This is a genomic window from Nocardia sp. Tas62D01, from assembly GCF_055232035.1.
In genome coordinates this window covers 7545888-7570175 of sequence record NZ_JBUYUZ010000001.1, presented here as the reverse complement: position 1 = coordinate 7570175, position 24288 = coordinate 7545888, and the positions used below count along the sequence as shown (strand labels likewise).

Here is a 24288-nt window from a genome sequence, read left to right as displayed (position 1 = left end):
AACGGATCGCCGCTTTGCAGCGAGGAAACAGCTATCCTTGAGCTACAAGTTCAGCGCAACCTATTTCGGCGGCCACACTCTCGATTGGGTGTGGTTCTGTTGGATGAGCGAGAGGGCTTTGACGATCTTCAAGCACACGCAAGCTCGCGACCCCAAGCGCTACCTCTGGATTCTGGGTTTGATCGCCCCGGCTTGCGCACTACTTCCCTCACAACTGGTGGCCCGTACGGGGCTGGAAGTGTTCTGGTGGATTGGTCCGATCATCGTGCTTGTGGTGATCCCGCTGTTGGACTGGGCGGTGGGCGATGACGGTAGCAAGCCGCGCGACGAGGACTACGAGGCGTTGTCCAACGATCGCTACTACCGCTGGTGCACTTACCTTTTCCTGCCGATCCAGTTCGCCGGGCTGCTTATCGCGGGCTATCTATGGTCCAGAGCCGAACTTAGCCTGGCCGACAAGCTGGGACTGGCCGTGACGCTGGGGTTCATGTCGGGCATCGGCATCAACGCCGCCCACGAACTCGGCCATCGAGCCGAGCACCTCGAACGCTGGCTGGCGAAAATCGCGCTGGCGCAGTCCGGGTACGGGCACTTCTTCGTCGAGCACAACCGCGGTCATCACGTGAACGTCGCGACGCCCGAAGACCCGGCCAGCGCCCGGTTCGGCGAGTCATTGTGGGCGTTCCTGCCGCGCAGTATGCTCGGCGGCTTCCGCTCGGCGCTGGCCTTGGAACGCGAACGCCTGTCCCGCAAAGGAAAACACTGGTTCAGCCTGGACAACCATCTCCTGCACGCGTGGTCGCTTAGCGTCGCGTTGTTCGGCACGATGATCCTGGTCTTCGGGCCCGTCGTGATCCCGTTCCTGGCGCTGCAGGCGCTGATCGGCGCGGGGCTGCTGGAGACGGTGAACTACGTCGAGCACTACGGGCTGCTTCGCCCGCGCCGCGCCGACGGCCGCTACGCACGGTGCTCACCGCGCGACAGCTGGAACAGCGACCGTCTGGTCACGAACGTGTTCCTGTTCCATCTGCAACGCCATAGTGACCACCACGCGAACCCCGGCCGTCGCTACCAGACCCTGCGCAGTTCCGAGCAGGCGCCACAGCTACCAGCTGGCTACGCCTGCATGATCGTGCTAGCCGCCGTGCCCCCGCTCTGGAACGCAGTCATGGATCACCGGGTCCTGGCCCACTACGGCGGCGACATCATGCTCGTCAACACCAAACCCCGAGCCAAGCGTCACCACTTCTTCTCCGGCCCCGCCGGGTACCCCCTGACCGAGACGCCCACTCGCTCCGCACGACGAACGGCCGTCGGGTGTATCCGCGCGCATGAACCCCGTGATCCACACATCCGGTGATGGCCGGGCACCAGGACACCGAACGAGTGCGCTACATCTACGACACGTACATCGAACCCGCCCTCAAAGACGTCGGACGGCTGCTCACCCACCTCGCTGACGATGGCGTGATCCGCCCGATTCCCCTGCGAACGTTCCACCCACGGCGCCAAAGCTCCCTACAGCCTTGTTCCGCTCGCCGAACTGGTGCGACGGCAGTCGTCGGCGCAGGCGATATTGCCGCGATGCGCCGAGACGGATGCGCCGTGCGGCGCGGTGACCTTGCGCAGATCGTCGGCGAATCGGTTGGCGCTGTCCGGATTCCGGCTGTAGCCGACGGCCATGGTGGCGCCCTGGTTCGCCAGGCTGTGCGCAATGGCTGCGCCGATACCGCTTGCCGCCGGCGACAAAGGCGACCCGGCAGGCGAGCTTGTCGGCGACATGGACGGCGGGGCTGTGGGTTTCGAGCGTGCTCATGATGATGCCTGTCTGTATCGAGAGTTGTTGTGTGGGAAGGTGATCAGCGGCGCAGCTGATCGAGTGCGGCCGCGGCCGCATTGGCGCCGCACATGCCGTGCGCGCCGGGTCCTGGCGGGGTGGCGGCCGAGCAGATGTACATGCCGGGACCCCGATGCTGTATGGCGACAGCGTGATTCGCGGCCCGAACACCAGCTGACGGATGTCTTTGGCCCCGGTCATGATGTCCCCGCCCACGTAGTTGGGGTTGTACGCGGCCATCTGCGTGGTGCTGCGGACGGTGGATCCGATGACGCGCTCCCGGAAGCCGGGCGCGAACCGTTCGATCTGCGCGATGATCGCGGCCGTTGCGTCACCGGGGTAACCGTTGGGCACATGCGCGTAGGTCCACAGCGGATGTACGCTTCCGACCGAGCGCTGCGGGTCGGCCAGGTACTGTTGTCCGACCAGGACGAACGGCCGTTGCGGCATGCGTCCCGCGTGAATATCGCGTTCGGCGGCGGCCAGTTCAGCGTAACCGCCCACGACGTGCACCGTCCCGGCCCTTCGCGCCTCGGGATTGGTCCACGGCACACCATCGGCAATGGCGAAATCGACCTTGAAAGCGCCCGGCCCTTGCCGGAATCGCTGGTAGGCATTGGCGATTCGGCGCGGCAGCCGGTCGCCCATGATGCCCGCAACGGCATCGGGCGCCAGGTCGAATATGGTCACATCGGCGGCGGGCAGTTGGGCGAGGGCCTCGACCCGAGTACCGGTCTCGATCTTGCCGCCCAGTTCGGCGAGCAGCGCGGCGAGCGCATCGGTGATCGACCGCGATCCGCCCGCCGCCACCGGCCACCCGTGCCGATGCCCCGAGGTGATGATGCCGAGCCCGATGGCCGAGGTCATCGGGTAGTGCAGGGGCCGGAAGGCATGTGCCGCAATGCCTCCGAACAGTGCCCGACCCTCCCCCGTCCGGAAGATCCGGGCCAGGGTGGACGCGGGCAGGAGGGTCGGCATGCCGAATCGGGCCAGCGTCAGCGGATGCCGCGGCACGCACAATAGCGGCCGCATTATGTCCTCGGCCAGCGCGTCGTATCGGGCCGCGGGACGGTCGAACAGCGCCCGCCATGCGGAGCCGTCGGAACCCAGCCCTGCGGCGGTGTCGGCCACCGAGCGGTACAGCACCCCGGCCCTGCCGCCGTCGAGCGGATGCACGCAATCGATTTCCGGTGTGCGCCAGGATAATCCGTAGCGCTCGAGCCCGAGCTCGGTGAGAAAGCGCGAGCCTACGGCCATCGGATGCACCGCCGAGCACTGATCGTGCAGCAGGCCGGGCTGCAGCGCCTCGCGGGTGCGTGCGCCGCCGCCGATCTCGTCGGCGGCCTCCAGCACCGTCACCTGCACCCCGGCCAGCGCCAGGACCACAGCGGCGGCAAGTCCATTGGGCCCGCCGCCCACCACCGCCGCGGTCGTCATGCCAGCGCTCCGTGTCCGTAATCCTGCTCGCCGCGCACCCGCCGTCGCGGTTCGCCGGTCCAGGTGACCGTCAACGGGATGGGCCCCTTGGGAAGCCAGGGCTGCTCCGCGACCGCGTCCGCGACTCTCCAGGTGCCCCGCTCGATCACGCCCAATGCCGCGTCGATGACCTGATAGTGCTGCACCTTGCTGCCCCATGCTTGCGATTCGACCCAGACGACCACCAGCTCACCGGGTTCGAACCCGGCTTGGCGCTGCACCGCGGCGATGAGATCAGCGTTGTGCAGGTGGCCGTCGCCGAAGTTGAAGCCGATCAGCGAGTTGCAGAGGAACTCGCCCTCGCGCACGGTCCTGATGTCGATATCGGGGAGGTTCTTCAGCAGCACCGAGAACAGTCCGCGCCCCTGGCTGTGCATGGTGCGCCAGGCTGCGACCTGCTGCATGGTCACCTCGGCCCAGGCCGGTTCGTACCCGAAGTCGACGAACTGGTCGACCTGGTTCTTCGCAGTGCGCGTCACCTTGTCCAGCTTGGCCTCTGCCCCGGGTGCGAAGGCCCAGACCGCCGAGGCCCAGTTGCCCGCGTACTGCCGCATGGATGGCAAGAAGGACACCTTGTCAGGCCGGAAATTGCCCAGGATCGGGAAGAACAGCAGCCCGGCGATGAGCAGCACGGCCAGCCACGGCGAGGAGATATCGGTGAGTGCGTAGCCGTGCCAGTTCGGGAAGCCAAGGAAGAGGAAGACCGTCGCGTACGCGAACAGCACATTCCATTCCAGCGGCACCGCCAGCGGGAACGTGGACACGATGAACAGGTGGAAGATCACCATCACCGCGGCCGCGGCCACCGTCAGCCAGATATTGGCCGAGAAGAACAGCACCAGCGGCGCGACCACCTCGACGGTGGTGCCGCCGACATGGGCCATGACATCGGCTACCCGCCATGGCCGCAGATCCCGTGGGAAGTCGCGGTAGTGCGCCCGTTTGAGCCAGGTGAAGGGCACCCACGGGCTGTTGCTCACCATGGGCGGTACCACCAGCGAGAAATGCTTGCCGAACTTCGAGATTCCCGCACCGACCCAGACGACGAGGATCGGCAGCTTGAGCGCGATGATCATGTCCACGAACGGCAGCACGGCGAAGAAGATCAGCGCGGGCAGGTACTGCTCGCCGCGAGCGCCGAGGAAGATGGTCTTATCGCGCAGACCGTTGAGGATCAACAACAAAATCGGAGCGATGAGCAGCGCGGTCCGCACCAAGCCGGAAGTATTGTCCGGCACGGCTTGGAGAGCGAATCGCTGTGCGCGCCAGGGACGAACAACTGGATCGCGACGCTGATCAGCAGTGCCACATACAACGCAACATCGAGCCGAGTGCGCCGATCGCCCGCAGTGAGCGGCATCCACTTGAACGGCCGCAAACGGATGGTGCCGGGCCGGGCCCAGAACAGGATGCCGCCGGTCATCGGCTTGACTTTGCCTGCCAGCGGGCCCCATGAGCCGGCGATACCGGTGGTCTCGAGCAGCACGGTCCACAGCACGATCTTCTGGTAGACGATCGGCTGGTTCCACCACTGCGAAACATGCCAGAAGGCAGGCAGATTCGAGGTCGCCGTGGCAACGATGACGCCGCCGAGCGCATAGAGCAGTACGAGCTTCAGGATGTAGACGGTGCGCACCATGCGTGGTGAGCCGAATCCGTGCTCCACCCAGTGCAGGGCAAGCACACGCATCCGCTCCATCAGCGGCTCGCGCAGGAAGGTTTCCGGATCTACTTGCGGCAGATCCGGTTTGGTGAATCCCATGGTCTTACTTCTTGTCGATGAGGCGGGAATCAGATCTGCTGTGCGGACAGTCGCCGGAGGGTGGGTTTGTCGATCTTGCCGACAGGGTTCTTCGGTAGTTCAGCAAGAATCGTGATGGCAACGGGCAGTTTGTATTTCGACAACGCATCGCGCACGTGCGCGTGGATCTTCTCGGCGTCGAGCGCGGCCCCGGAGTTGAGCGAAACGTAGAGCACCGGCTCCTCGCCGTACACCGGGTTCGTCCGGCCGACCACGGCCGCCTCGGCGATCTCGGGTAGCTGGTAGACGACGGTCTCGATTTCCTTCGGGTAGATGTTCTCCCCGCCACGGATGATCATGTCCTTGGCGCGGTCCACCAGCACCAGATAGCCGTCCGCGTCGATGCGGCCGATATCTCCGGTGTGCAGCCAGCCGTCCACGATGGTGCGGGCCGTCTCCTTCGGGCGATTCAGACAGCCGCGCATGACATTCGGTCCGGATACCAGCACCTCGCCGGCCGTGCCGTCGGGCACCGGTGTGCCGTCTGGTCCGGCAATCCGAATCCGCTGTCCCGGCATCGGGATTCCGACGGCGCCAGCCTTGCGCGGGCCGTGCAGTGGATTGATCGCGCTCGCGCAGGAACCCTCCGACAGGCCGTAGCCCTCGATGATCGGTATGCCGTATCGGTTTTCGAACTTGGTGAGCAGTTCGATGCCGGTCGGCGCCGCGCCGCACACGGCGAAGCGGACCGAGGAGGTGTCGGGCCGCAGCTCGGCGGGCAGATCCGACAGCATGGTGTAGATGGTCGGCACCGCGGAGAAGTAGGTGGCGCGGCTGCGTTCGACGCGGTCGAAGAAGGTCCGCGCGCTGAACCGCCCTGCGACAGTGGCCTGCCCGCCCGCAAGCAGCGGCGAGAGCGTGCCGACCACAATGCCGTTGACGTGGAACAGCGGCAGGATCAGCAGGCTGTGATCGGCGGCGGTGAGCTCGAACGCCTCGATCACCATGGCGCACATGGCATTCAGGTTGGCGTGGTCGAGCATGACGCCCTTGGGCTTGCCGGTGGTGCCGCTGGTGTAGATGAGCAGCGCCAGCGCATCGTCGCCGACATCGGCAGGCTCGGGTGCGCCCGGTTCGGCGACGGCGAGCTCGGCGACGGAAATGACGGTCTGCACCGGGGCCTCGAAATCCGGGCGCTGTTGCGCGATCAGCACTTTCGCGCCCGCGTCGGTCATCTGGTGGACCGCCTCGACCGCGGTCAGCGTGGGGTTGACCGGCGTCACCGCGGCACCGAGTCGCCATGCGGCGAACAGCGATACGACGAAGCCCGCGGTATTGGGGAGCATGACCGCGACCACGTCGCCGTCCGCGACGCCCGCGGCGCTCAGCGCACCGGCGGCCCGGCGCACGCTGTCGAGGAACCGGGCATTGTTCAGCGTCTCGGTGTCATCGGCGAGGGCGGGCGCGGTGGGCGTCGCGGCGGCTCGGCGATCGGGAATAGTTGTCAGATTCATCAGCTGTCCTGGGTGAGCGGGCTGGAGGAATGGCGACAACGGTAGAAATCCGGGCCCTGCGTGACACCGTCGCGCACCGACGAACCTCGCCGCCGCCGTTGTCCCCGGAGAACAAACGATTCGCCGCCACGCCGGCCGCGCAGTGCCTACGATGGACGGGTGACGGCCATTCGTCGCGAGGGTGATGGCGATGTGCGCCCGTATGTCGTGGAGATCGCCGCCCGCATGAACGAGCGGGTGGCGGAGATCAGCGCGATCCTGCGGCACAATCTCGAGGACGAGATCCCGGAACTGCACGGCGATCCACGCACCGTCGAACTGCTCGGCGCCAGCGTCGAGGGCAATGTCGACACCCTGCTGCACGCCCTGCGCCACGACATCCCGGTGGCCCGCATCCAGGCGCCTGCCGCCGCCATCGAATACGCCAGACGCCTTGCACAGCACGGTGTTCCGTTGACGGCGCTGATTCGCGCCTACCGGGTCGGGCAACGGCGGATGACCGATCTCGTCTTCGCCGAACTGCGCGCGGTCGGCATTCCGCCGGAAGACTGCGTCACCGTCATGGAGACCATCACCAGCACCCTGTTCGAATACATCGACTCGATCACCGAGCAGGTCGCCGCCATCTGCGAAGGCGAACGCGAACAGTGGCTCGAGAGCCAGAACAGCATCCGGGCGGTGCGGGTGCGCGAGGTGCTCGCGGGCCGCAAACCCGTCGATGTGGACGCCGCGACCGAATCCATCCGCTACCCGCTGCACTGGCATCACCTCGCACTGGTCATGTGGTATCCCGACGCCGCAGACGACAGCGATGAACGGGATCAGCTGCTCACACGGCTGCAACGATTCGTGCGGGAACTGGCGGAAGCGGTCGGCACCGGCGCGAGCCCGCTGTTCGTGGCCGCAGACAGGGGCAGCGGCTGGGCCTGCCGGATATGAGCTGGATCTGATGTGATGTCGGGCGCGTCATGCCACTACCGGGGTAGGAGTACTGCAACGGCCTCGGTGCTGGTAGACGCCGCGGCCCACTCAGCCAAGCCGCGTCCTAGTGACCGAATCGAGACTAAATAGGCCGCGTTACCAAGAAATTTCCGTGTTCTGCGTCATATTACGTTTAGGGGCAAACTCCCCGCATACACGGCGTATCGGTGAACCCGACCATGGCTTTCCAAGATCGGCAACACGTTTAATTCATTATTCGTTTACCTTGCGTTCACCAATCGTGACCAAGCTGCAATCAGGTCAGAACAGACCTGAGGTTTGGTTACATCAAGGAGTAGTCCACACACATTCGGAAACGACCGCAACGGACGTATGTTCACCCGCCGCGGTCGCTGGAGAAACCAGCGGCACCACAACCGGTAACCGCATTCTCCCCTCACAACAGCAGCACCCGCCGGGCGCCGACCCGAGTAGCTCTCACCGCGTCTAGCTCTCACCGCGTCGCGCCGCCAGGAATCCGAACCCCTGGCCTTCACAACAGAATCCGAAAACAGCACATGAGCCGATACAGGCGAGCTCCCCCACCAAACGCCCGCGGTGGATCCGCGCTGCCTCCTGCGGGCCGGATCGCTGCATGATCAAGGAACTGATTTCGTAATGCCTGACTTACGCCTTTCTTCTTTCCGCCGCCAATCGCTCCGTGGCGGTGTCACCGTCGTGGTGGCCGCAGCCGGCGTCATCGCCGTCGGCGGCTCCTCCGCGGTGGCGGTGGCCGACGACAGCGTTCCGTCCCACGTTGCGATGGTCGCCGAGCAGCAGCCGGTCGCCGTCGCCGCGCCGATCGACGCCCCGGCCTTCGCGCTACCTGGACTGCCCGCGCTGCCGCCCCTACCCTTCCTGCCCCAGCAGGCCCCGGTCTACGAGAACAACCTCGACGGCTGGATCCGCCAAGCCCTCGACATCATGCACGCCCACAACATCCCGGGCAGCTACGACGGCATCCACCGCAACGTGATGCGCGAATCCGGCGGCAACCCCCGCGCCATCAACAAGTGGGACTCCAACGCCGCCGCCGGCACGCCTTCCAAGGGTCTACTCCAGGTGATCGACCCGACTTTCAACGCGTTCCACGTCGACGGCACCGCCTTCGACATCTGGGACCCGGTTGCCAACATCACCGCGGCCTGCAACTACGCGGCCAACCGCTACGGCTCGATGGACAACGTTAACTCAGCTTACTAGTCTCGACCGTACCCAAACAACGCCTCCTCGTCTCACCAACGGGGAGACGTTGCCGTCTCCCGACCCCCGCCGTCGCACGATCATCCTCACTCGCGCCAGTGGGCGCGTCATTGCCCCTACCAGGCAAGCCGAGATTCCGGCTAACTGCAATCCACATAGACATGCTGACGGTGACGACGTCCCGCTCTGTGGGGCGCAACGATGGATTCGTAGATCAGACCCGACCGACCCATCACACGCGCGCCTACAACACGGAAGATGAAGGTGAGAACAATGACGAGGACCTTTGTCCGCGGGGCGGTCGCCGCCGTTGCTATCGCACCGTTGATCGGCCTCGCATCCGGCACTGCCTCGGCGGTGCCGGCTCTCGGCGGACACGCTGCGCCGGCCACGCATAGCGGCATCAGTTCGACCGCTACGCAAACGGAGATGTGGGCCGCCGCGGGGTACGGCTTCCCCTTGGCCCGACCGTGGCCGTATGGACCACACTAAGCCTGTTCATGGGGTGGCGATCACTATCATTCGCACCGGGGCTCCGCAGATCATCGGCGCTGACCCGACGATTCGCAGAATGCACTTCGCCCAGCCAAGATATAGATTGCGCAGGAGCGCGCCGGGAACAGTCTGGCCACTCCCGTTTGCCCGGGCGGCGTCGAAGCCGCCCCGGTAGTCGTGCGGACACCCTGGTTCGAAGTCGCCGAACTGTACGAGGAACGCCCCCCGGAATCCTGAATGGCGGTGCCATGAACAATTACCCTGCTGGACCGACCCGACCCAGTCCGATGGCCCTCGTCGTTTACGCGTTCACGGTGGTGATGCTCGGTACCACGCTGCCGACGCCGATGTATATGTCGTACGCACAGCGACTGCACTTTTCGGTGTTGACCACGACCATCGTCTTCGCCACCTATGCGGCTGGTGTGATCGTCGCGCTCATCGGTTTCGGCAGCTGGTCCGATGTGCTCGGTCGCCGACCTATGTTGCTGGCAGGAACGGTTGCCGCAGCAGCCAGTTCGGTCGTGTTTCTCACTGCGGGCCCGGTCTGGCAGCTGTTGGTCGGACGGGCACTGTCCGGGTTGTCCGCGGGTATCTTCACCGGTACCGCCACTGTCGCTATCGTCGAAGCCGCTTCACCACAATGGCGTTCGCGCGCGGCAATCGTCGCGACGATCGCGAACATGGCCGGGTTGGGGCTGGGACCCGTGATGGGCGGATTGCTTGTGCAATACCTGCGCTGGCCACTACATCTGGCGTTCGTTTGCCATCTCGCGCTGTTGGTGGTGGCGTGCGTGGGTCTGTTGCGGGCCCGGGAGACCGCCACTATGACCTCGGGCGGACGACTAACTGTGCGGTCTTTGGTGGTTCCGGCTCAGATGCGGGCAACGTTCGTGCCCGCCGCCATTGCGACCTTCGCGGGGTTCGCGGTCCTCGGACTGTTCACCGCGGTAGCGCCGACGTTCCTGGCGCAAATCCTCAACATCCACAACGTTGCCGTCGCAGGGATCGTGGTCTCGGCGGTGTTCTTTTCGTCTGCCTTGGCTCAGATAGCGACTGGGCCGATGCGCACGTCGACCGCCCTGCCCGTAGGCTGCGTGGTCTTGGTGGCGGGCATGGTGTTCATTCTGCTCGCCTTGCTCCGCTCGTCGGCTGTCTTACTCGTCATCGGCGCGGTGGCAGCCGGAGCGGGACAAGGCATCAGCTTCAGCAAGAGCGTCCGCAGCGTTACCGACGCGGCCCCCGCTCACCACCGAGCTGGGGTCACCTCCACGCTGTTCGTCATCGCCTACCTCGCCATCTCCATCCCGGTCGTCGGAGAAGGCTTGGCCGCACATGCCTGGGGCCTGCGGACCGCGGGCATTGCCTTCGCCGTCGCCGCAGCAGTGCTGGCAGTCGCTGCGGCGTCCGCGTCCTGGCTGGTCGGCCCGCGCCCCGCCAACTCTAGGACATCTCAACCTATTCCGTTCACAACATCGCCATCACCGAGCACAGCGCGAGAGTCGTAATCCCCGATAGCCGACTGACGGCAGCCGCCACCGATTCATCCGCGTCCGCCGCGGCAGGATCGAGTCGATGAAACTCCTCGACGGCTCGCTGACCGCGAGCGTCGCCATGCTGACCCGGCCTGGTCCCACAGCGGGCAGGCGACCTACTCATAGCCCGTCCACGGCCGACGCGGTGATGGCAAGCATCGTGGCCGCTGCTGAGGATCACGCCCTCCTGGTCGCCACCCATGATCTGGTTCCCGACGTCTTCCATGAGATCCTCGAACTCGATGCGGGCCGGATCCTCACTCGTACCCGACCGACCGTCGGCGCGATCTGAGATGGGCGCCTGGAAGGATTCGGTACATGAGTGCCGCCGGGGACGATGTCCGCTCCTTTGCCTTGTCGTTGCCGGAGACGTCCGAGCAGTTCACTTGGGGGATGCCGACTTTTCGGGTCACCGGCAAGCTGTTCCTCACCCTCCCGGAGGACGAAACCTCGATGGCGGCCCGCTGCCCCGTCACCGACCGCGACGAACTGGCCGTCGCCGAACCGAACAAGTTCTGGATCGCCGCCCACGAAGCCAACAACGCCTGGGTCCGAGTGCGCCTCGCCGCCCTCGACGACCGGGACGAACTGGAAACCATCGTTCTCGACTCGTGGCGACAGGCCGCACCCCGACATCTACTCAACGATGCCGGGTGACGCGGCTGCCGATTGCCCCGCACCGACCTCGGCTTCACAATCCGCCCACTGCCGAGCGCACTCATCTCGGCGTGAGCGGATGCCCGAGAGGGCAACGCACGGTGGACAACCGCGATCGCAGCTCGATCGCCTCCGCCAAGTGGAGGTAGCGAAGATCGCCGACGCTACGAGATCGAGTCCGACGGACGATGCGATCTGCCCGTCGTCTGCGACACCACCATCGCCCAGGGGCGGCTGGCCCAGCGCATCGGCCCGTACGGCACCCGCCTCACCGAATTGGGTCGAGCAGGCGCAGGTCACCAAGCAGACCGCCGATTCCTGGTCGACCAGTTCGAACGCACAGGTTGCGAGCGCGTCCCCGACCCGAGCGACGGCCGAGCCAGCCTGGTCCAACTGGACCCCTGCACATGAGCGCTAGTCGGCGCCAGGTGGGTTTCAGGTGCATCGCCGAGCACGCCCTGTTGCGTACCTGACGCCACACCACCTTGTCCGCGAGGTTCCCCCGCCACCACGTCGGCCACAACCAGTAGCGCGCGAGCGAAATCGGTCACGTGAACAAAGTCTCGGCGGGATCACGGCGACAACATCAATTCTGCTGACCGCCACCAGCATTCGCTCAACGGGTTCGCTACGTCCGAACAGACAGCCCGAATTATGTCGACCCGATGGACCTCGATGCGGGCAAGATCGTTGATCGCCCTCTCATCAAAAACCAACAGCCGTCAGCACCGGCAAAACCAAGAGAAGTTGCCACGTAGCAAACATTCCACAACGAATACGTCGCGGTACGCTCATTGCTCATGGCAAATCTGCGAGCATCGAGCGGGATCGTGTCCGCCGGAGCCACCATCGGTGTCGCCGAGCTGATTTCGGTCCCGATCGGCGCAAACAGTGCGCCGCTCAACGCCTTCGGCTCCAATGTCATCGACATCACCCCACAGAATCTTCGTGAATGGGTCATCGGAACCTTCGGCACCAATGACAAGCTATTGCTGTACGCGTCGATTTTCGTGGTGGCGATCGGCGTCGCCGCGCTCGCCGGCTTGCTGGAGCGGACCACCCGGCCACTCGGGTCGGCGCTGTTCGTCGTCTTCGGCGTCGCAGGCGTGATAGCCGCCTGCACTCGCACGAACGCGTCGTGGACCTACGCCCTCCCGACGCTGCTCGGCAGCCTCGTCGGACTGCTTGCGCTGCGAATGCTGATACGACGCATCGACGCCACCCCGCCCGCGAAACCCCGGACGGCATCCCGCCGAAAGAGCGATGCCGCTACGGAACCGGTCGGCGCTGCACCCCCATCGGAGAAGACGGCACGGCGCCAGCTCCTGGGTGGAGTGGTCGGCGTCGGCATGCTCGCGCTGCTAACCGGACTGACCGGGCGACAACTCGCCGCTAGAGCCAATGACGTGTCCGGGAACCGGGCGGCAGTCCGGCTGCCCACCCCGACCGAGCCTGCGGCTCCCATTCCCGCCGCGTCCGAACTGCAGGTTCCAGGGCTGACATCATTTGTCACCTCGAATTCCAGCTTCTACCGGATCGACACAGCGTTGACCGTGCCGCAGCTCTCGACCGATGACTGGAAGTTGCGCATCCACGGCATGGTCGACCGAGAGATGACCATCTCCTACGCCGACATGGCCGAGCGCATGCCGATCGAGCGGATATTAACCTTGACCTGCGTGTCCAACCCCGTCGGTGGCGACCTGACGGGCAACGCGCGGTGGCTCGGCTACCGGGTCGCCGATCTGCTGGCGGAGGCGGGCGTGCGCTCGGGCGCCGACATGGTGCTGTCCACCAGCGTCGACGACTTCACCGCCGGAACCCCGCTGACGGCGCTGACCGACGGCCGTGATGCGATGCTGGCCATCGGCATGAACGGCGAACCTTTGCCCATCCTTCACGGCTATCCGGTCCGCCTCGTCGTCCCGGGGCTGTACGGGTACCTCTCGGCAACCAAATGGGTGATCGATCTCGAGGTGACCCGGTTCGATCGGGCGCGGGGATACTGGGCTCGGCGTGGCTGGTCGACCCAAGGCCCGATCAAAACCGAAGCCAGAATCGACACGCCGAAGTCATCGACGAAGCTATCGACGGGCCCCGTTGCGATCGCGGGCATCGCCTGGGCCCAGCATCGAGGTGTCACAGCCGTCGAGGTCCAGGTCGACAACGACGAGTGGAAGCCCGCGCAACTGTCCCAGGAGTACTCGATCGACACCTGGCGGCAATGGGTTTATCAGTGGGACGCGACGCCAGGGCAACACACCGTGCGCGCCCGTGCGACCGACGGCACAGGCGCCGTGCAGACCGCCGAAAGAACGGACGTGGTCCCGGACGGCGCGTCCGGCTATCCGTCCGTGTCCGTCCGGGTCGGGTAGCCGCAGGCTCCCGGCCCGACGCGGATGTCGCAATCGGCAAGCTAGCGCCTCCGCAGGCCGACGCCCGCCAGGAAAAGGCCGACGACGACGACGATCAGGCCGATGACCGCCCAGATTGCTTGTCCATTCATTCCGCCACTCTGCCCGAGCAGGTTGAGCCCTTGCAGCGTCCACAGACCACCCATCAGCATGAGCAGCACCCCGACGATCAACCACACCCAGCGCATTGCCGCTCCTCAGCTCAGGTCGCCACCCACCTGGAACGTCCATCGTGCCACGGAAACAAGCTGCCCGCGATCGTCTTCGGTGTGCTCGCGCTGCGGTTCCCGGGTGCCGCCCGGTCGGATCAATGGATCAACAGCTACGCCACTGCGCCCGTAGTGGCGCTGCGAAATGATCAGCTCGTGCCCTGGAGTCTCCTTCTGCCGACGTATCGGATCATATATATTTAGATGCGCATATCGCATTATCTGAATGTGTACAGACTCCCGCCGGGTCACAGTGTCCGGCGCGACATCCGCCCCGCTGGTCGGCGATGCCTCGACGCCGCTGCAAGTGGCGCATCACCGGTGAGTTGTCGATTCACGCGATATTGCGTGTCTTGATCGTCCAGGCCGGGTCGACACACAACCCGCACTGCGGCCCACGAATCTCTCGGCGGCATGCCGGTCCCCCGCGACCTGCCAGCGAATCCAATCACCGAGCAGTGTCGCGTACGCTCCCCGTTCGGGGCGAAATAGGTGCCGAAGTGCCCGACACCGGAGGAGCGGAGGCAGGCTCGGCGGCACATGCTCGAAATCGCGTATGCCGTTCTGGTATGCGACATCCCACGGCCCGCCGAGCAGGTACAGCACGGAGGCGCGCAGTTTGTCGAGTTGGGCCTGCCGGCAAGACTCCGCTCGTCCTTCTACACGGTGTCACGATGTCCGCGCGGGTTTGGGATGACGTTATTCCTTTGCTGACTCCGCATCACGATGTGATTGCCCCGACCGCGATCGAGCACCGCGGCGGCCCGCCCGCCAGTCGGCGTCCGGCGCGTATCGAGCATTTCGACACCGTCGACCGAGAATCTCCCAGCTGCCTCGTCGGACGGCTGCGGTACGAAGGACGAAACGGTCGCGTCTCGGCCCGAAAGGCTGGAGCAGCCGATTACCGGATCGCAGCGGCTGCCGCTACGGCGGCGCCGGTGAGTTCGACGGACCGCACTCGGTCGTCGATTCGCGTGGCGTGGTGGGCGAGGATGAGCTCGTCGGCGTGGGTGGAGGCGGCGAAGTCGTCCAGGTACGCACAGACTTCAGTGGGTGTGCCGACGGCGGTGTACCTGGTCATCGATGCGAGCTGGAGGCCGTTCGGCGAGGCAAGGAACGCGTCGATCTCCGCGTCGGTGAAGTTGGCATCCGCCGCACCTCGCGTGACCATCGCCCGTGCTCTGGCCCGGTAGGCGATCGTCTTCTGCGCTGCCGCCTCGTCGTGGCTCTCGGCGGCGAAGACATTGACACCGGCCATCACGTATGGCTCGGCCAGCTGCTCCGACGGCTGGAAATTTTCGCGGTAGACGGCGACCGCCTGGTGCAGAGCGTCCGGTGCGAAATGGGACGCGAAGGCGTACGGCAGGCCGAGCTGCGCGGCGAGCTGCGCACCGAACAGTGACGAACCCAGAATGTAGAGCGGCACAATCCCTTCCGCTCGCGGAATCGCCTGCACGCCCGACACCCGCGACCGCCCCGTCAGGTAGCCCTGCAGCTCCAGCACATCCTGCGGGAAGGAGTCCGCCGATGCCGGGTTACGTCGCAGCGCCAGCATGGTTTTCTGGTCACTGCCCGGCGCCCGGCCGAGCCCGAGGTCGATCCGTCCGGGAAACAGCGTCTCCAGTGTGCCGAACTGCTCCGCGATCACCAGCGGCGAGTGGTTGGGCAGCATGATGCCGCCCGAGCCGAGCCGAATGGTGTCGGTATGTACCGCGACATGGCCGATGAGAACGCTCGTTGCGCTCGACGCGATCGACGGCATGTTGTGATGCTCGGCGTACCAGACGCGTCGATAACCGCTGCGTTCAGCAGCCCGGGCGAGTGCGACGCTGTTGTCGAAACTGTCACGCGCGGTGTGGCCGGGTGCGATCGACGCCAGGTCGAGGATGGACAGGGCTGGGAGCATATGACGCTGCCTTTCGTGTGTCAGAGAACGCGGTGGAGTTGTTCGGTGAAGGCCCGGATGCAGGCATCGTCGCGGCGGTAGTACGTCCACTGCCCGCGACGGGTGGCACGAAGGAATCCCGCGCGCTGCAGGATCGCCAGATGCGCCGATATCGTCGAGGCCGAGGTCCCCGCCTTCTGCTGGATGAGACCGACACATACGCCGAGCTCGGCTGCCTCCCCCGCCCTTTCCGGGAAACTCGCATCCGGGTCCTTGAGCCACTCCAGGATGCGAAGTCGCGTCTCATTCGCCAAGGCTTTGCACTCGTCGAGCACGCTCACCATCCTTCGATATTTCGCTAATTAACGAATTTACGCCGTGAGCGGCAGATGGGCACCATGACACTGCTCACGCTCAGCCGACCAACTCCGAGCGGGCGAGCCTCGCACAGCACTCGGCGCCACCGACACCGTCGACGGCGACTCCGACACCGTCGCCCACCGACTCAGCCAGGCTGCGACCGAGTCCGCCTTTGATCGACTACCTCTCGGGCCTGTGTGTCGCCTGCGGACCCGGCTCGACCGCCGAGCGTAGCCCGGAACAAGTGAGAATGCTCGGCCGCCGGTGTCGGCCGAAATGGAATGCCCAGGGCACAGGGAGAACGGTGTGGGCGAGCAGTTTCCGGGCCGATCTGGATCGGCCGGGACCCCTCGCGCTGGGGTTCGATCGGATCGGCGCGCCGATTCTGCTGACCACCATCAGTATTCGGCCTGAACAGGTAGTCCACGGCCGAACCGGCAGAGAGATGACATTGTTCGGTGCACCGGCGATATCGCCTGGTGCGGGGTTCGACTGAACGGCCATACCCAGTCTCGCAGGGGCCACGGGATGTCGACGCCGCGGGCTATCAGCGCTCGTAGAAGCCGTCTACCCGACCACGGGACAGAACCGGACCCCGAGCGGCGGCCAGCATGTCGCGCGGCTTCATCGACTCCAACGCGACATCGCCCGGGGCGGAGACAATCGGCTCGGATGAGGCGAGGAGCTGAAATACGTACCGGTGCGGGCCATGGCCCTTGATCGGCGCGGGACCCATGTAGCCGCGACCCATTCCCGAACGCAACAGCCGTACGCCGGCTGCGGGATTCTTCGCGTTCAGCGCGCCCGCCGCCAAGGTGGTGACGGTCGGCTCGAGCAGCGCGACACAGTGCACGAACGGCAATCTTGTCGGCGCATCGGGGTCTTCGATCACCAGCATTAGTTGCGCCGTATCGTGCGGCGCGTCGTTCCAGGTCAGGGCCGGGGACAGGTCGTCGCCACCGATCCGCGTCGAGGCATGGGCTTTGCCGATGGTTGCCTCGTGGTCGAAGTCGGGACTGCGCAGCCCGAGTGTCTCCTTACCCGCCAGGGCAGGCAGGTTCCACACCAGGCCCGCTTGCCCGGCGCGTCGGTTCTTCAGCAGGGTGCCGAGAATCGCCATGTGAATCTCCTTGATTGCGTTGAGGTCGTCCTTGGTGTCAGAGTCATCGTGTTGTCACCATTAGCACGCTAGTGGACCGAAACCTAGTGCGGCGCAACGCAGATACGAGCGATCGCCGACGCGAACAGCTGGTCATCACCGAGGACGGGAAAGACCTGCTGAGCGAGCGCCGCGAAGCCTGCCACGGACAGTTGGCATCGATGATCGCCACCCGTATGGACAAGGCAGAGCGAGACCAACTCTCACAAACCCTTGTGCTGCTGCAGCGACTGACCTAGGGCCTGCCGCAGTTGAGGAACACGACAACATGACCGTCCGCCGACACTTTCACCCAGGGTAGCGCCGTCTCGTGAGGAGTGGGCGGACTGGGCCACCGACGTCCTTACCCTGCAGCTGCTGCCCCGGGGCGCACATGCCTCGCAGGCACGCTAGTCCGTGCGCGGCTTCGGTATGGGCGCTCGCATGTCATGAGACGACCATGCTGGTCATCCAGAATCCGCGATGTCACGGGGCAGCTACATCAGCTCTCCAGGAACTGTCGCGCCAGAGCGCCGAGACGACCGCCTCTAGTGAAAGGCATTCACTCGTAATGCTTTTCAGTGCCTCCGGTTCGATGAACGCAATGCCGTCGACGGCTGTCAGGAAGCCGCTTCGTCCGCTCTACTGCCTCCTCCAACAGCGGTGTGGCCGTGGTGTGGTCGCCTGCGGAGGGGCAGGAGCGAGCGGCCGCCGCGCAGACACCAGAGGGCGATGACAGGATCGCAGATGGCGCAGCCGAGAGACGAGTCGTGAGCGAACGGGATGATGGGGTGGCCTTTGAGCGCCACCCGCCGCCACGCCGCGATACGACGCCCTACCGGCGATGCCGAGCACTACGCGACACTTTCGCCACCGAGCGATCCAGCAACACAAACCACCGACCAGTTCGCTGACGAACAGGTTGGCAGGGATCGGCAAAGGTGCCTACGAGGTGATTGACAGCAAATGTCTTCCGTGCCAACGTATCGGAGGATCTCGGGGACCTGATTCGGGTGCGTGCCTCGGTGTCTTCGAATCGGAGAGTGCTTGATGGGGTTTCTCGAGCCTGACCTGCCTGTGGTCGACATGGAGGAATGGAGCGGGGGCACGCGCAGTGAACGGATCCGCCCGATGGCCCGACACTGGGCCGAGGTGGGCTTCGGTACACCCGTCGTACTGCACTTGTTCTATGTCGGCAAGATCTGTCTCTACATCCTTGGTGGCTGGCTGTTCGCTCTGTCCACCAAGGGCATCGACGGTTTCGCGAGTGTCGGCGCCTGGTGGTCGGAACCGATCGTCTTCCAGAAGGCCGTGCTGTACACGTTGCTGTTCGAGGTGGTCGGACTCGGCTGCGGGTTCGGTCCGCTGAACAACAGATTCTTCCCGCCGCTCGGCTCGATACTGTATTGGTTGCGGCCCAAGACTATTCGGCTGCCTCCGTGGCCCGAGTGCGTTCTGCTGACAAAGGGCACCAACCGTACACCCGTGGATGTCGCGCTGTACGCGGCGTTGCTGGTGATGACGACGAGTGCGTTGGTGTCCGACGGCACCGGGCCGATACCGGCGTTGGACACGACGGTCGGCCTACTGCCAGTGTGGCAGATCGCGGTGATTCTCGGCCTGCTTGCGGTACTCGGGTTGCGCGACAAGGTGATCTTCCTGGCGGCGCGCGGCGAGGTCTACGCCACCCTGGCGGTCACCTCCTTGTTCACCGGTGCCGACATGATCGTCGCTGCGAAGGTGGTGTTCGTCGTGATCTGGATGGGCGCGGCGACCTCGAAGCTGAACAAGCACTTCCCATTCGTGGTGTCCACGATGATGTCCAATAGCCCGGTGTTCCGGCAAAAGTCGTTGAAGCGCATGTTCTTCGAGAGCTTCCCCGACGATCTGCGGCCGGGTCGCTTGTCGCGCATTTTCGCCCACGGCGGCACTGCCGTCGAGATGTGTGTTCCGGTGGTGTTGTTCTTCTCTCACGGTGGTTGGCTGACGGCAGTCGCCGCGTTCGTGATGGTGTGCTTCCACTTGGCCATTCTGACCGCCATGCCCATGGGGGTGCCGTTGGAGTGGAACGTCTTCATGATCTTCGGCGTCTTGACGTTGTTCGTCGCGCACGCCGATCTCGGTCTCAGCAGTCTGAACAACCCTGCGCCGGTGGGGGTGTTGTTCGTCGTGATCGCAAGCATCGTCATCGCCGGAAATCTGTTCCCCCGCAAGATCTCGTTCCTGCCGGGCATGCGGTACTACGCTGGCAACTGGGATACCACGATGTGGTGCGTCAAACCGTCGGCCGCGGAGAAGATCAGCAAGGGCATTGTCTCGATCGCCAGCATGCCGCAGGCACAGCTGGAGCGGTACTACGGAAAGGAACGCGCGCAGATCCCGATGTATCTGGGATACGCCTTCCGCGCCATGAACACGCACGGTCGCGCGCTCTTCACCCTCGTCCACCGGGCCATGCCGACCGGTCGCGAGGACGAGTACACCATCACCGACGGAGAGCGGATCTGTAGTACCGCGGTCGGCTGGAACTTCGGCGACGGCCACATGCACAACGAGCAACTCATCGCCGCGATGCAGCAGCGCTGTCAGTTCGAACCCGGCGAAGTACGGATCGTTCTGCTCGACGCCCAGCCGATCCACAAGCAGACACAGGAATACCGCCTCGTTGATGCCGCCACCGGCGAGTTCGAGCGCGGAGTCGTGAAAGTCGCGGACATGGTGATCCGCCAGCCCTGGGCAGACGACGTGCCCGTGGCCGTCCACACAACTGAATGAATGAGCCACGCAATGCTGATCAACCGATCATGATTCACGGGTGGCAGAATCCGCGAATCGCATCGGCAATGAATCACCCATGCAGACCTATGGTTTGTATCTGGCGCTGGACGATGTGCTCGGCGCGCAGCATCCACGCTCGGACGAGCACGACGAGATGCTGTTCATCGTCATACACCAGGTATACGAACTGTGGTTCAAGCAGCTGCTGCACGAACTGGCCCATCTGCAACGAAAACTGGATGCCGGGAACACCACGCATTCGCTGCACACCCTGCGCCGGGCACTGACCATCCTCAAGGTCGTGGTGGCGCAGATCGACGTCCTGGAAACCATGACACCGCGGCAATTCACCAGTTTTCGCGCCCGGCTGGATACGTCGAGCGGGTTCCAGTCCACGCAGTTCCGCGAGTTGGAATCCGTGCTGGGCCGCCGGGATCAGAGCGCGTTCGCGCATTATCCAGAAGCCAGTGCCAGCCGCGACCGCATCGTCGACGCGATGTCACGGCCCTCGCTGTACGACTCGTTCCTACGATATCTGGCCGAGCAAGGGTATCCGGTGCCGACCGAGCAGCTCGACCGGGACGTGCATTTGCCGGCCGAGCCGTCGCCGGAGATTCAGCGGATATTGCTGACCGTCTACACGGACGACAGCGGCCCGGCGCAGGTGGCCGAACGCCTCGTCGATCTGGACGAGGGACTGCAGGAATGGCGGTATCGACACGTGATGATGGTGCGGCGCACCATCGGCGACAAATCCGGGACCGGCGGTTCCTCCGGCGCGGAATACCTGCGCGGCACCCTCTTTCGGCCGGTGTTCGCCGACCTGTGGGCGGTCCGGGGCGGGCTGTGACCACAATCGACGAGCTGCGCGCCAGTCCGAATGCACTGGCTGCGCACTACTCGCGGTTCCGCGTCGACCAACGGTCCCTGCTGACCGGGCATTCTCATCAGGCATGGCCGGATGTCGCGCTGCGCGGCCAGATCGAGGCGTTCGACGACGCGGCCGACGCGGTGGACGCCAAATGGGACCGGGCATTCGGCAGGGCCGATGCGGTGCGCGCCGGACTCCGGCGGATATTCGACGATCCGACTGCGGAGATCGCGCTCGGCGCCAACACCCACGAATTGGTCGTCCGATTCCTGTCCACTATGGACATTCGACACCGGCCGAGGCTGGTCACCACCGGCGGCGAATTCCACAGCGTGCGTAGGCAGCTGGCCAGGCTCGGCGAGGAAGGGATCGAGGTGGTCCGGCTGCCGCCCGACCCGGTCGACACGCTTGCCGCGCGCCTCGCCGGGGCCATCGACGACCGCACGAGCGCGGTGTTGGTGTCGGCGGTGCTGTTCGAAACCTCCCGGATCGTGCCCGGTCTCGGCGACCTCAGCGCGGCCTGCGCGCGGCACGGTGTCGAACTGCTGGTGGACGCCTATCACGCGCTCGGCGTGGTGCCGTTCTCAGTGCCGGGTATGGGCCTCGACTCGGCGTGGCTAGTCGGCGGCGGCTACAAGTACCTGCAATTGGGCGAGGGCAACTGTTTCCTCCGCCTGCCGCCACACGCGCTGGCCGCCCGGCCGGTATTCACCGGCTGGTACGCGGAGTTCGGAGAGCTGGTAGGTGAGGGGGACGGCCAGCCGGTGAGTTACGCGCCGGGCGCGGCCCGCTTTGCCGGCGCGACCTACGATCCGACCAGCCACTATCGGGCGAGCCACGTCTTCGAGTTCTTCGCCGACCATGACCTCACGCCCGCAATCCTCCGCCGAATCTCGTTGCACCAGAACGAATTACTGGCGCGACTGTTCGACCATCTTGACGCCCCCGCCGACCTGGTCAGCCGAGACCGCAGCGCACCACGATCAGCCTTCGGCGGTTTCCTCGCGCTGCGCTCCCCCAAGGCCGCAGACCTTCGCCGCGGCCTTGCCGATCGCGGCGTATCCACCGACAGCCGAGGCGAGTACCTTCGGTTCGGCCCCGCGCCGTATCTTTCGGACACCCAACTGGAATCCGCGATCATCGCCCTCGACGAGGTGCTGCGCGACACCCACGGCCGTCCATGACAACCCAACCCGCAGAACCGAATTCGACCTCATCCTGTCCCGGCGATGTGGGCGCGGTGGGCGACGATCGCCGCGGCGCTCATGGCCGCCGGGTCGGAGCGGGGCCCACGGATGTTGCCGTGGACCGGCGTATTCGAAAGCAGCGCGCGCAGCGGGGCGACGCTGCATGCGCCCCGGCCGGACAGGCCGTAACGGTGTCGAGGACGTGAAGTCCGCGATCCGCCATCTGCGTGCCCGCGCCGCGCAGTACGGCTTCAACGGTACGAAGGTGGCCCTTCGGCCCAACCGACCTGGCGACCATCGGCGAGGACTGTCCGGAGCGGGATGATCGGGATTCAGCGCGGGACTCACCCACACGGTCGCCACAAGCAGTAAAACCCCGGCGGTGACATAGAGCGCCGATTCCCGGGAGATCCAGGCGTAGTAGACGGTTTTCCCGGCGAACGACACCCAGATGAGCAAGACCGACACACCGCCGGTCAGCAGCGCGGCGCCGAGCCATCCGATCGACACGTGTTCCTTACGGTCGGTGGCTAACCTCAGTGTTCGGGGCGAATCGGCCGCATGGTGTCAGGAAAGCAGCGTGCCGAAGACGATGTCGAAGAATATCTGATAGGAGTCTTCCGAGTGGTCGGCTCGAGCCGAGATGAGCGTCCCCTCCCATGCGTTGAGGACGAACCGCGCCACGGTTTCGGCGTCGGTGGCCGCGGTTATTTTGTCATGCCTCTACTTTCAGGACGATACGGAAACGGGCCTGACCGGCCATCATGCGTTCGTAGGCTGCGGGAGCCTGGTCGAGCGTCATGACCTCGGTCATCGGACGAACATTCCGGGCTTCGGCGAACCGCAGGTTGTCCTCGTTGTCGATGGAACTGCCGGTCAGGCTTCCGCTGACCGTGCGGGTGCCGAAGATCAGGTCCATGGTCTGCACTTGGATCGGGTCGGGGCCGGCACCGACGACCACCATCCGGCCACGCGGCGCCAGTCCGGGAATCAACGGCGACATCGAAGCACCGCTCGCGGCGGTCGCGACGACAGCGGCCGCCCTGCCGAGCCGCCGCAGCGCCTCGCCGGGTCTTCGGCGGCACTGTCGATGTAGTGGTCGGCACCGAGTTGCGTTGCCAGCTCGGCCTTCTCGGTGCCCCGAGCGATAGCGGCAACGCGGAACCCGAGCTTGTCGGCGTACTGCACCGCCAGATGTCCGAGGCCACCGATCCCCTGCACGGCCACCAGCGCGCCGGGACCGCCGTCGATCTGCCGGAGCGCGCTGAATACCGTCAGTCCGGCACACAGCAGCGGCGCTACTTCGATCTGACCGGTCATCTTAGTTTCCGTCAAGGCATAACTGACCGGTCGTCTTAGGGCAGCTGGATGGGCCAGTGCACGGCTGATCAGCCGATATGCGGGCACCAACCTGCGCTACTACCCGGCCGAGGACGACATCCCGGTACACCGTGCGCATTCGCGCGGCCGGATTCCCGCGGGATAAGTCGTTGCGGGCGTTGGACTTCGATGCCACCCCAACATCGACCCGGCGCTCGTTCACACCCTGGCTACTGGCGACTGGGTCCGGAAAGGGTTGCCGCTCCGCTTGATCGGTGACTCCGGCACCGGCAAATCCCACCCGCTCATCGCTCTGAGCACCGAGGCAGCCATGCACGGCTTCCGAGTGAAATACACACTGGCCACAATGCTGGTCAACGAGCTCGTCGAGGCCGCCGACGACAAGGTGTTGACCAAGACCATCGCGCGCTCCGACATGGACACCATCCCCGAAGACGAACTGTGGTCCCCACAAGTCCTGCACGGCTTACAGGGCCTCTACGCCTGGGGCCCGCCACCACCACCGTCGTTCCTCGAACCCGATGACCTGGCAGCCCTCATGACCGGCGCGCACTCCGCGAAATAGTCAATGCCCGAGCTGGTGCCCGGCGCCCAGCCTGCGTGAACTGCGCGAATCCTGGCACCGTGAGCAGCCGGAACACCCTTGACGGGAAGATGGCTATGTGG

Annotated in this window: 21 protein-coding genes and 3 pseudogenes; 12 read left to right on the top strand and 12 right to left on the bottom strand. The window is 65.2% G+C overall.

Annotated features, from left to right (window positions below; genetic code table 11):
- Positions 1–103: 103 nt before the first annotated feature.
- Positions 104–1360: an alkane 1-monooxygenase gene (locus ACV7NQ_RS36315; RefSeq protein ID WP_463363685.1), complete on the top strand. Its 1257-nt coding sequence runs from the start codon at positions 104–106 to the stop codon at positions 1358–1360.
- Between the two features lie 158 nt (positions 1361–1518).
- Here ACV7NQ_RS36315 and ACV7NQ_RS36310 read toward each other — a convergent pair whose 3' ends face one another.
- The 4 genes and pseudogenes from ACV7NQ_RS36310 to ACV7NQ_RS36295 form a co-directional block, all read right to left on the bottom strand.
- Entirely contained in the window at positions 1519–1749 is a 231-nt protein-coding gene (locus ACV7NQ_RS36310) for a KR domain-containing protein (RefSeq protein ID WP_463363684.1), read from the bottom strand.
- Between the two features lie 110 nt (positions 1750–1859).
- Positions 1860–3274: pseudogene (locus ACV7NQ_RS36305) on the bottom strand (phytoene desaturase family protein).
- Positions 3271–5075: pseudogene (locus ACV7NQ_RS36300) on the bottom strand (DUF3556 domain-containing protein). Before ACV7NQ_RS36300 ends, ACV7NQ_RS36305 begins: the two co-directional pseudogenes overlap by 4 nt.
- A 29-nt stretch (positions 5076–5104) precedes the next feature.
- Positions 5105–6568 (bottom strand): class I adenylate-forming enzyme family protein, encoded by a 1464-nt coding sequence (locus tag ACV7NQ_RS36295; protein WP_463363683.1) that lies wholly within the window; start codon positions 6566–6568, stop codon positions 5105–5107.
- Between the two features lie 159 nt (positions 6569–6727).
- Here ACV7NQ_RS36295 and ACV7NQ_RS36290 point away from each other — a divergent pair, with 159 nt between their 5' ends.
- The 6 genes from ACV7NQ_RS36290 (at position 6728) to ACV7NQ_RS36265 (ending at position 13814) form a co-directional block, all read left to right on the top strand.
- Positions 6728–7507, top strand: coding sequence for a hypothetical protein (locus tag ACV7NQ_RS36290; protein WP_463363682.1), 780 nt, complete (start codon positions 6728–6730; stop codon positions 7505–7507).
- A gap of 660 nt (positions 7508–8167) precedes the next feature.
- A complete protein-coding gene (locus ACV7NQ_RS36285) occupies positions 8168–8752 on the top strand; it encodes a transglycosylase SLT domain-containing protein (RefSeq protein WP_463363681.1) in 585 nt (194 codons plus the stop codon).
- 743 nt (positions 8753–9495) lie between these two features.
- Positions 9496–10755, top strand: a complete 1260-nt coding sequence (locus tag ACV7NQ_RS36280; RefSeq protein ID WP_463363680.1) for an MFS transporter — start codon at positions 9496–9498, stop codon at positions 10753–10755.
- A gap of 67 nt (positions 10756–10822) precedes the next feature.
- Positions 10823–11074 carry a hypothetical protein gene (locus ACV7NQ_RS36275; protein WP_463363679.1) on the top strand — a complete coding sequence of 84 codons (252 nt, stop codon included), beginning with the start codon at positions 10823–10825 and terminating at the stop codon, positions 11072–11074.
- Positions 11075–11100: 26 nt separating this feature from the next.
- A complete protein-coding gene (locus ACV7NQ_RS36270) occupies positions 11101–11439 on the top strand; it encodes an MmcQ/YjbR family DNA-binding protein (protein ID WP_463363678.1) in 339 nt (112 codons plus the stop codon).
- Between the two features lie 800 nt (positions 11440–12239).
- Positions 12240–13814: a molybdopterin-dependent oxidoreductase gene (locus tag ACV7NQ_RS36265; RefSeq protein WP_463363677.1), complete on the top strand. Its 1575-nt coding sequence runs from the start codon at positions 12240–12242 to the stop codon at positions 13812–13814.
- 41 nt (positions 13815–13855) lie between these two features.
- On the opposite strand, the gene ACV7NQ_RS36260 is transcribed toward ACV7NQ_RS36265, so the two are convergent.
- From ACV7NQ_RS36260 to ACV7NQ_RS36245, 4 genes are all read right to left on the bottom strand, one after another.
- Positions 13856–14041 (bottom strand): hypothetical protein, encoded by a 186-nt coding sequence (locus ACV7NQ_RS36260; RefSeq protein WP_463363676.1) that lies wholly within the window; start codon positions 14039–14041, stop codon positions 13856–13858.
- Positions 14042–14963: 922 nt separating this feature from the next.
- Positions 14964–15968, bottom strand: coding sequence for an LLM class flavin-dependent oxidoreductase (locus ACV7NQ_RS36255; RefSeq protein ID WP_463363675.1), 1005 nt, complete (start codon positions 15966–15968; stop codon positions 14964–14966).
- Between the two features lie 20 nt (positions 15969–15988).
- Complete coding sequence (locus ACV7NQ_RS36250; RefSeq protein WP_463363674.1) at positions 15989–16291, bottom strand: ArsR/SmtB family transcription factor; 303 nt, start codon at positions 16289–16291, stop codon at positions 15989–15991.
- 563 nt (positions 16292–16854) lie between these two features.
- Positions 16855–17427 (bottom strand): YbhB/YbcL family Raf kinase inhibitor-like protein, encoded by a 573-nt coding sequence (locus tag ACV7NQ_RS36245; RefSeq protein WP_463363673.1) that lies wholly within the window; start codon positions 17425–17427, stop codon positions 16855–16857.
- Between the two features lie 86 nt (positions 17428–17513).
- On the opposite strand from ACV7NQ_RS36245, the gene ACV7NQ_RS36240 reads away from it, so the two are divergent.
- Positions 17514–17705: a hypothetical protein gene (locus ACV7NQ_RS36240; RefSeq protein WP_463363672.1), complete on the top strand. Its 192-nt coding sequence runs from the start codon at positions 17514–17516 to the stop codon at positions 17703–17705.
- A gap of 360 nt (positions 17706–18065) precedes the next feature.
- On the opposite strand, the gene ACV7NQ_RS36235 is transcribed toward ACV7NQ_RS36240, so the two are convergent.
- The gene (locus tag ACV7NQ_RS36235) at positions 18066–18254 is read right to left on the bottom strand and encodes a DUF6010 family protein (RefSeq protein WP_463363671.1); all 189 of its coding nucleotides are present in this window, start codon (positions 18252–18254) and stop codon (positions 18066–18068) included.
- 241 nt (positions 18255–18495) lie between these two features.
- On the opposite strand from ACV7NQ_RS36235, the gene ACV7NQ_RS36230 reads away from it, so the two are divergent.
- Genes ACV7NQ_RS36230 through ACV7NQ_RS36220 form a run of 3 tightly spaced genes read left to right on the top strand, consistent with a single transcriptional unit; the run spans position 18496 to position 22278 of the window.
- Positions 18496–20220: a DUF3556 domain-containing protein gene (locus ACV7NQ_RS36230; RefSeq protein ID WP_463363670.1), complete on the top strand. Its 1725-nt coding sequence runs from the start codon at positions 18496–18498 to the stop codon at positions 20218–20220.
- Between the two features lie 40 nt (positions 20221–20260).
- A complete protein-coding gene (locus ACV7NQ_RS36225; RefSeq protein WP_463363669.1) occupies positions 20261–21073 on the top strand; it encodes a tryptophan 2,3-dioxygenase in 813 nt (270 codons plus the stop codon).
- On the top strand, positions 21070–22278 hold the full coding sequence (locus ACV7NQ_RS36220) for an aminotransferase class V-fold PLP-dependent enzyme (protein WP_463363668.1): 1209 nt from the start codon (positions 21070–21072) through the stop codon (positions 22276–22278). Before ACV7NQ_RS36225 ends, ACV7NQ_RS36220 begins: the two co-directional genes overlap by 4 nt.
- A gap of 308 nt (positions 22279–22586) precedes the next feature.
- Here the strand turns inward: ACV7NQ_RS36220 and ACV7NQ_RS36215 are convergent.
- The 3 genes and pseudogenes from ACV7NQ_RS36215 to ACV7NQ_RS36205 all read right to left on the bottom strand — a co-directional run.
- Positions 22587–22827, bottom strand: a pseudogene (locus ACV7NQ_RS36215) (MFS transporter); the annotation flags it as partial.
- Between the two features lie 169 nt (positions 22828–22996).
- Positions 22997–23284: a hypothetical protein gene (locus tag ACV7NQ_RS36210; protein WP_463363667.1), complete on the bottom strand. Its 288-nt coding sequence runs from the start codon at positions 23282–23284 to the stop codon at positions 22997–22999.
- A complete protein-coding gene (locus ACV7NQ_RS36205; RefSeq protein ID WP_463363666.1) occupies positions 23272–23601 on the bottom strand; it encodes a zinc-binding dehydrogenase in 330 nt (109 codons plus the stop codon). Before ACV7NQ_RS36205 ends, ACV7NQ_RS36210 begins: the two co-directional genes overlap by 13 nt.
- A 202-nt stretch (positions 23602–23803) precedes the next feature.
- On the opposite strand from ACV7NQ_RS36205, the gene ACV7NQ_RS36200 reads away from it, so the two are divergent.
- A complete protein-coding gene (locus ACV7NQ_RS36200) occupies positions 23804–24187 on the top strand; it encodes an ATP-binding protein (RefSeq protein WP_463365955.1) in 384 nt (127 codons plus the stop codon).
- Positions 24188–24288 lie beyond the last annotated feature (101 nt).

What these genes read in the sequence shown, in the direction of transcription:
- ACV7NQ_RS36260 (WP_463363676.1), bottom strand. Translation starts at nt 14,041, where the DNA reads ATGCGCTGGGTGTGGTTGATCGTCGGGGTGCTGCTCATGCTGATGGGT.
- ACV7NQ_RS36210 (WP_463363667.1), bottom strand. Translation starts at nt 23,284, where the DNA reads ATGTCGCCGTTGATTCCCGGACTGGCGCCGCGTGGCCGGATGGTGGTC.
- ACV7NQ_RS36205 (WP_463363666.1), bottom strand. Translation starts at nt 23,601, where the DNA reads ATGACCGGTCAGATCGAAGTAGCGCCGCTGCTGTGTGCCGGACTGACG.
- ACV7NQ_RS36270 (WP_463363678.1), top strand. Translation starts at nt 11,101, where the DNA reads ATGAGTGCCGCCGGGGACGATGTCCGCTCCTTTGCCTTGTCGTTGCCG.
- ACV7NQ_RS36265 (WP_463363677.1), top strand. Translation starts at nt 12,240, where the DNA reads ATGGCAAATCTGCGAGCATCGAGCGGGATCGTGTCCGCCGGAGCCACC.
- ACV7NQ_RS36280 (WP_463363680.1), top strand. Translation starts at nt 9,496, where the DNA reads ATGAACAATTACCCTGCTGGACCGACCCGACCCAGTCCGATGGCCCTC.
- ACV7NQ_RS36255 (WP_463363675.1), bottom strand. Translation starts at nt 15,968, where the DNA reads ATGCTCCCAGCCCTGTCCATCCTCGACCTGGCGTCGATCGCACCCGGC.
- ACV7NQ_RS36230 (WP_463363670.1), top strand. Translation starts at nt 18,496, where the DNA reads ATGGGGTTTCTCGAGCCTGACCTGCCTGTGGTCGACATGGAGGAATGG.
- ACV7NQ_RS36250 (WP_463363674.1), bottom strand. Translation starts at nt 16,291, where the DNA reads ATGGTGAGCGTGCTCGACGAGTGCAAAGCCTTGGCGAATGAGACGCGA.
- ACV7NQ_RS36315 (WP_463363685.1), top strand. Translation starts at nt 104, where the DNA reads ATGAGCGAGAGGGCTTTGACGATCTTCAAGCACACGCAAGCTCGCGAC.
- ACV7NQ_RS36275 (WP_463363679.1), top strand. Translation starts at nt 10,823, where the DNA reads ATGAAACTCCTCGACGGCTCGCTGACCGCGAGCGTCGCCATGCTGACC.
- ACV7NQ_RS36285 (WP_463363681.1), top strand. Translation starts at nt 8,168, where the DNA reads ATGCCTGACTTACGCCTTTCTTCTTTCCGCCGCCAATCGCTCCGTGGC.
- ACV7NQ_RS36295 (WP_463363683.1), bottom strand. Translation starts at nt 6,568, where the DNA reads ATGAATCTGACAACTATTCCCGATCGCCGAGCCGCCGCGACGCCCACC.
- ACV7NQ_RS36245 (WP_463363673.1), bottom strand. Translation starts at nt 17,427, where the DNA reads ATGGCGATTCTCGGCACCCTGCTGAAGAACCGACGCGCCGGGCAAGCG.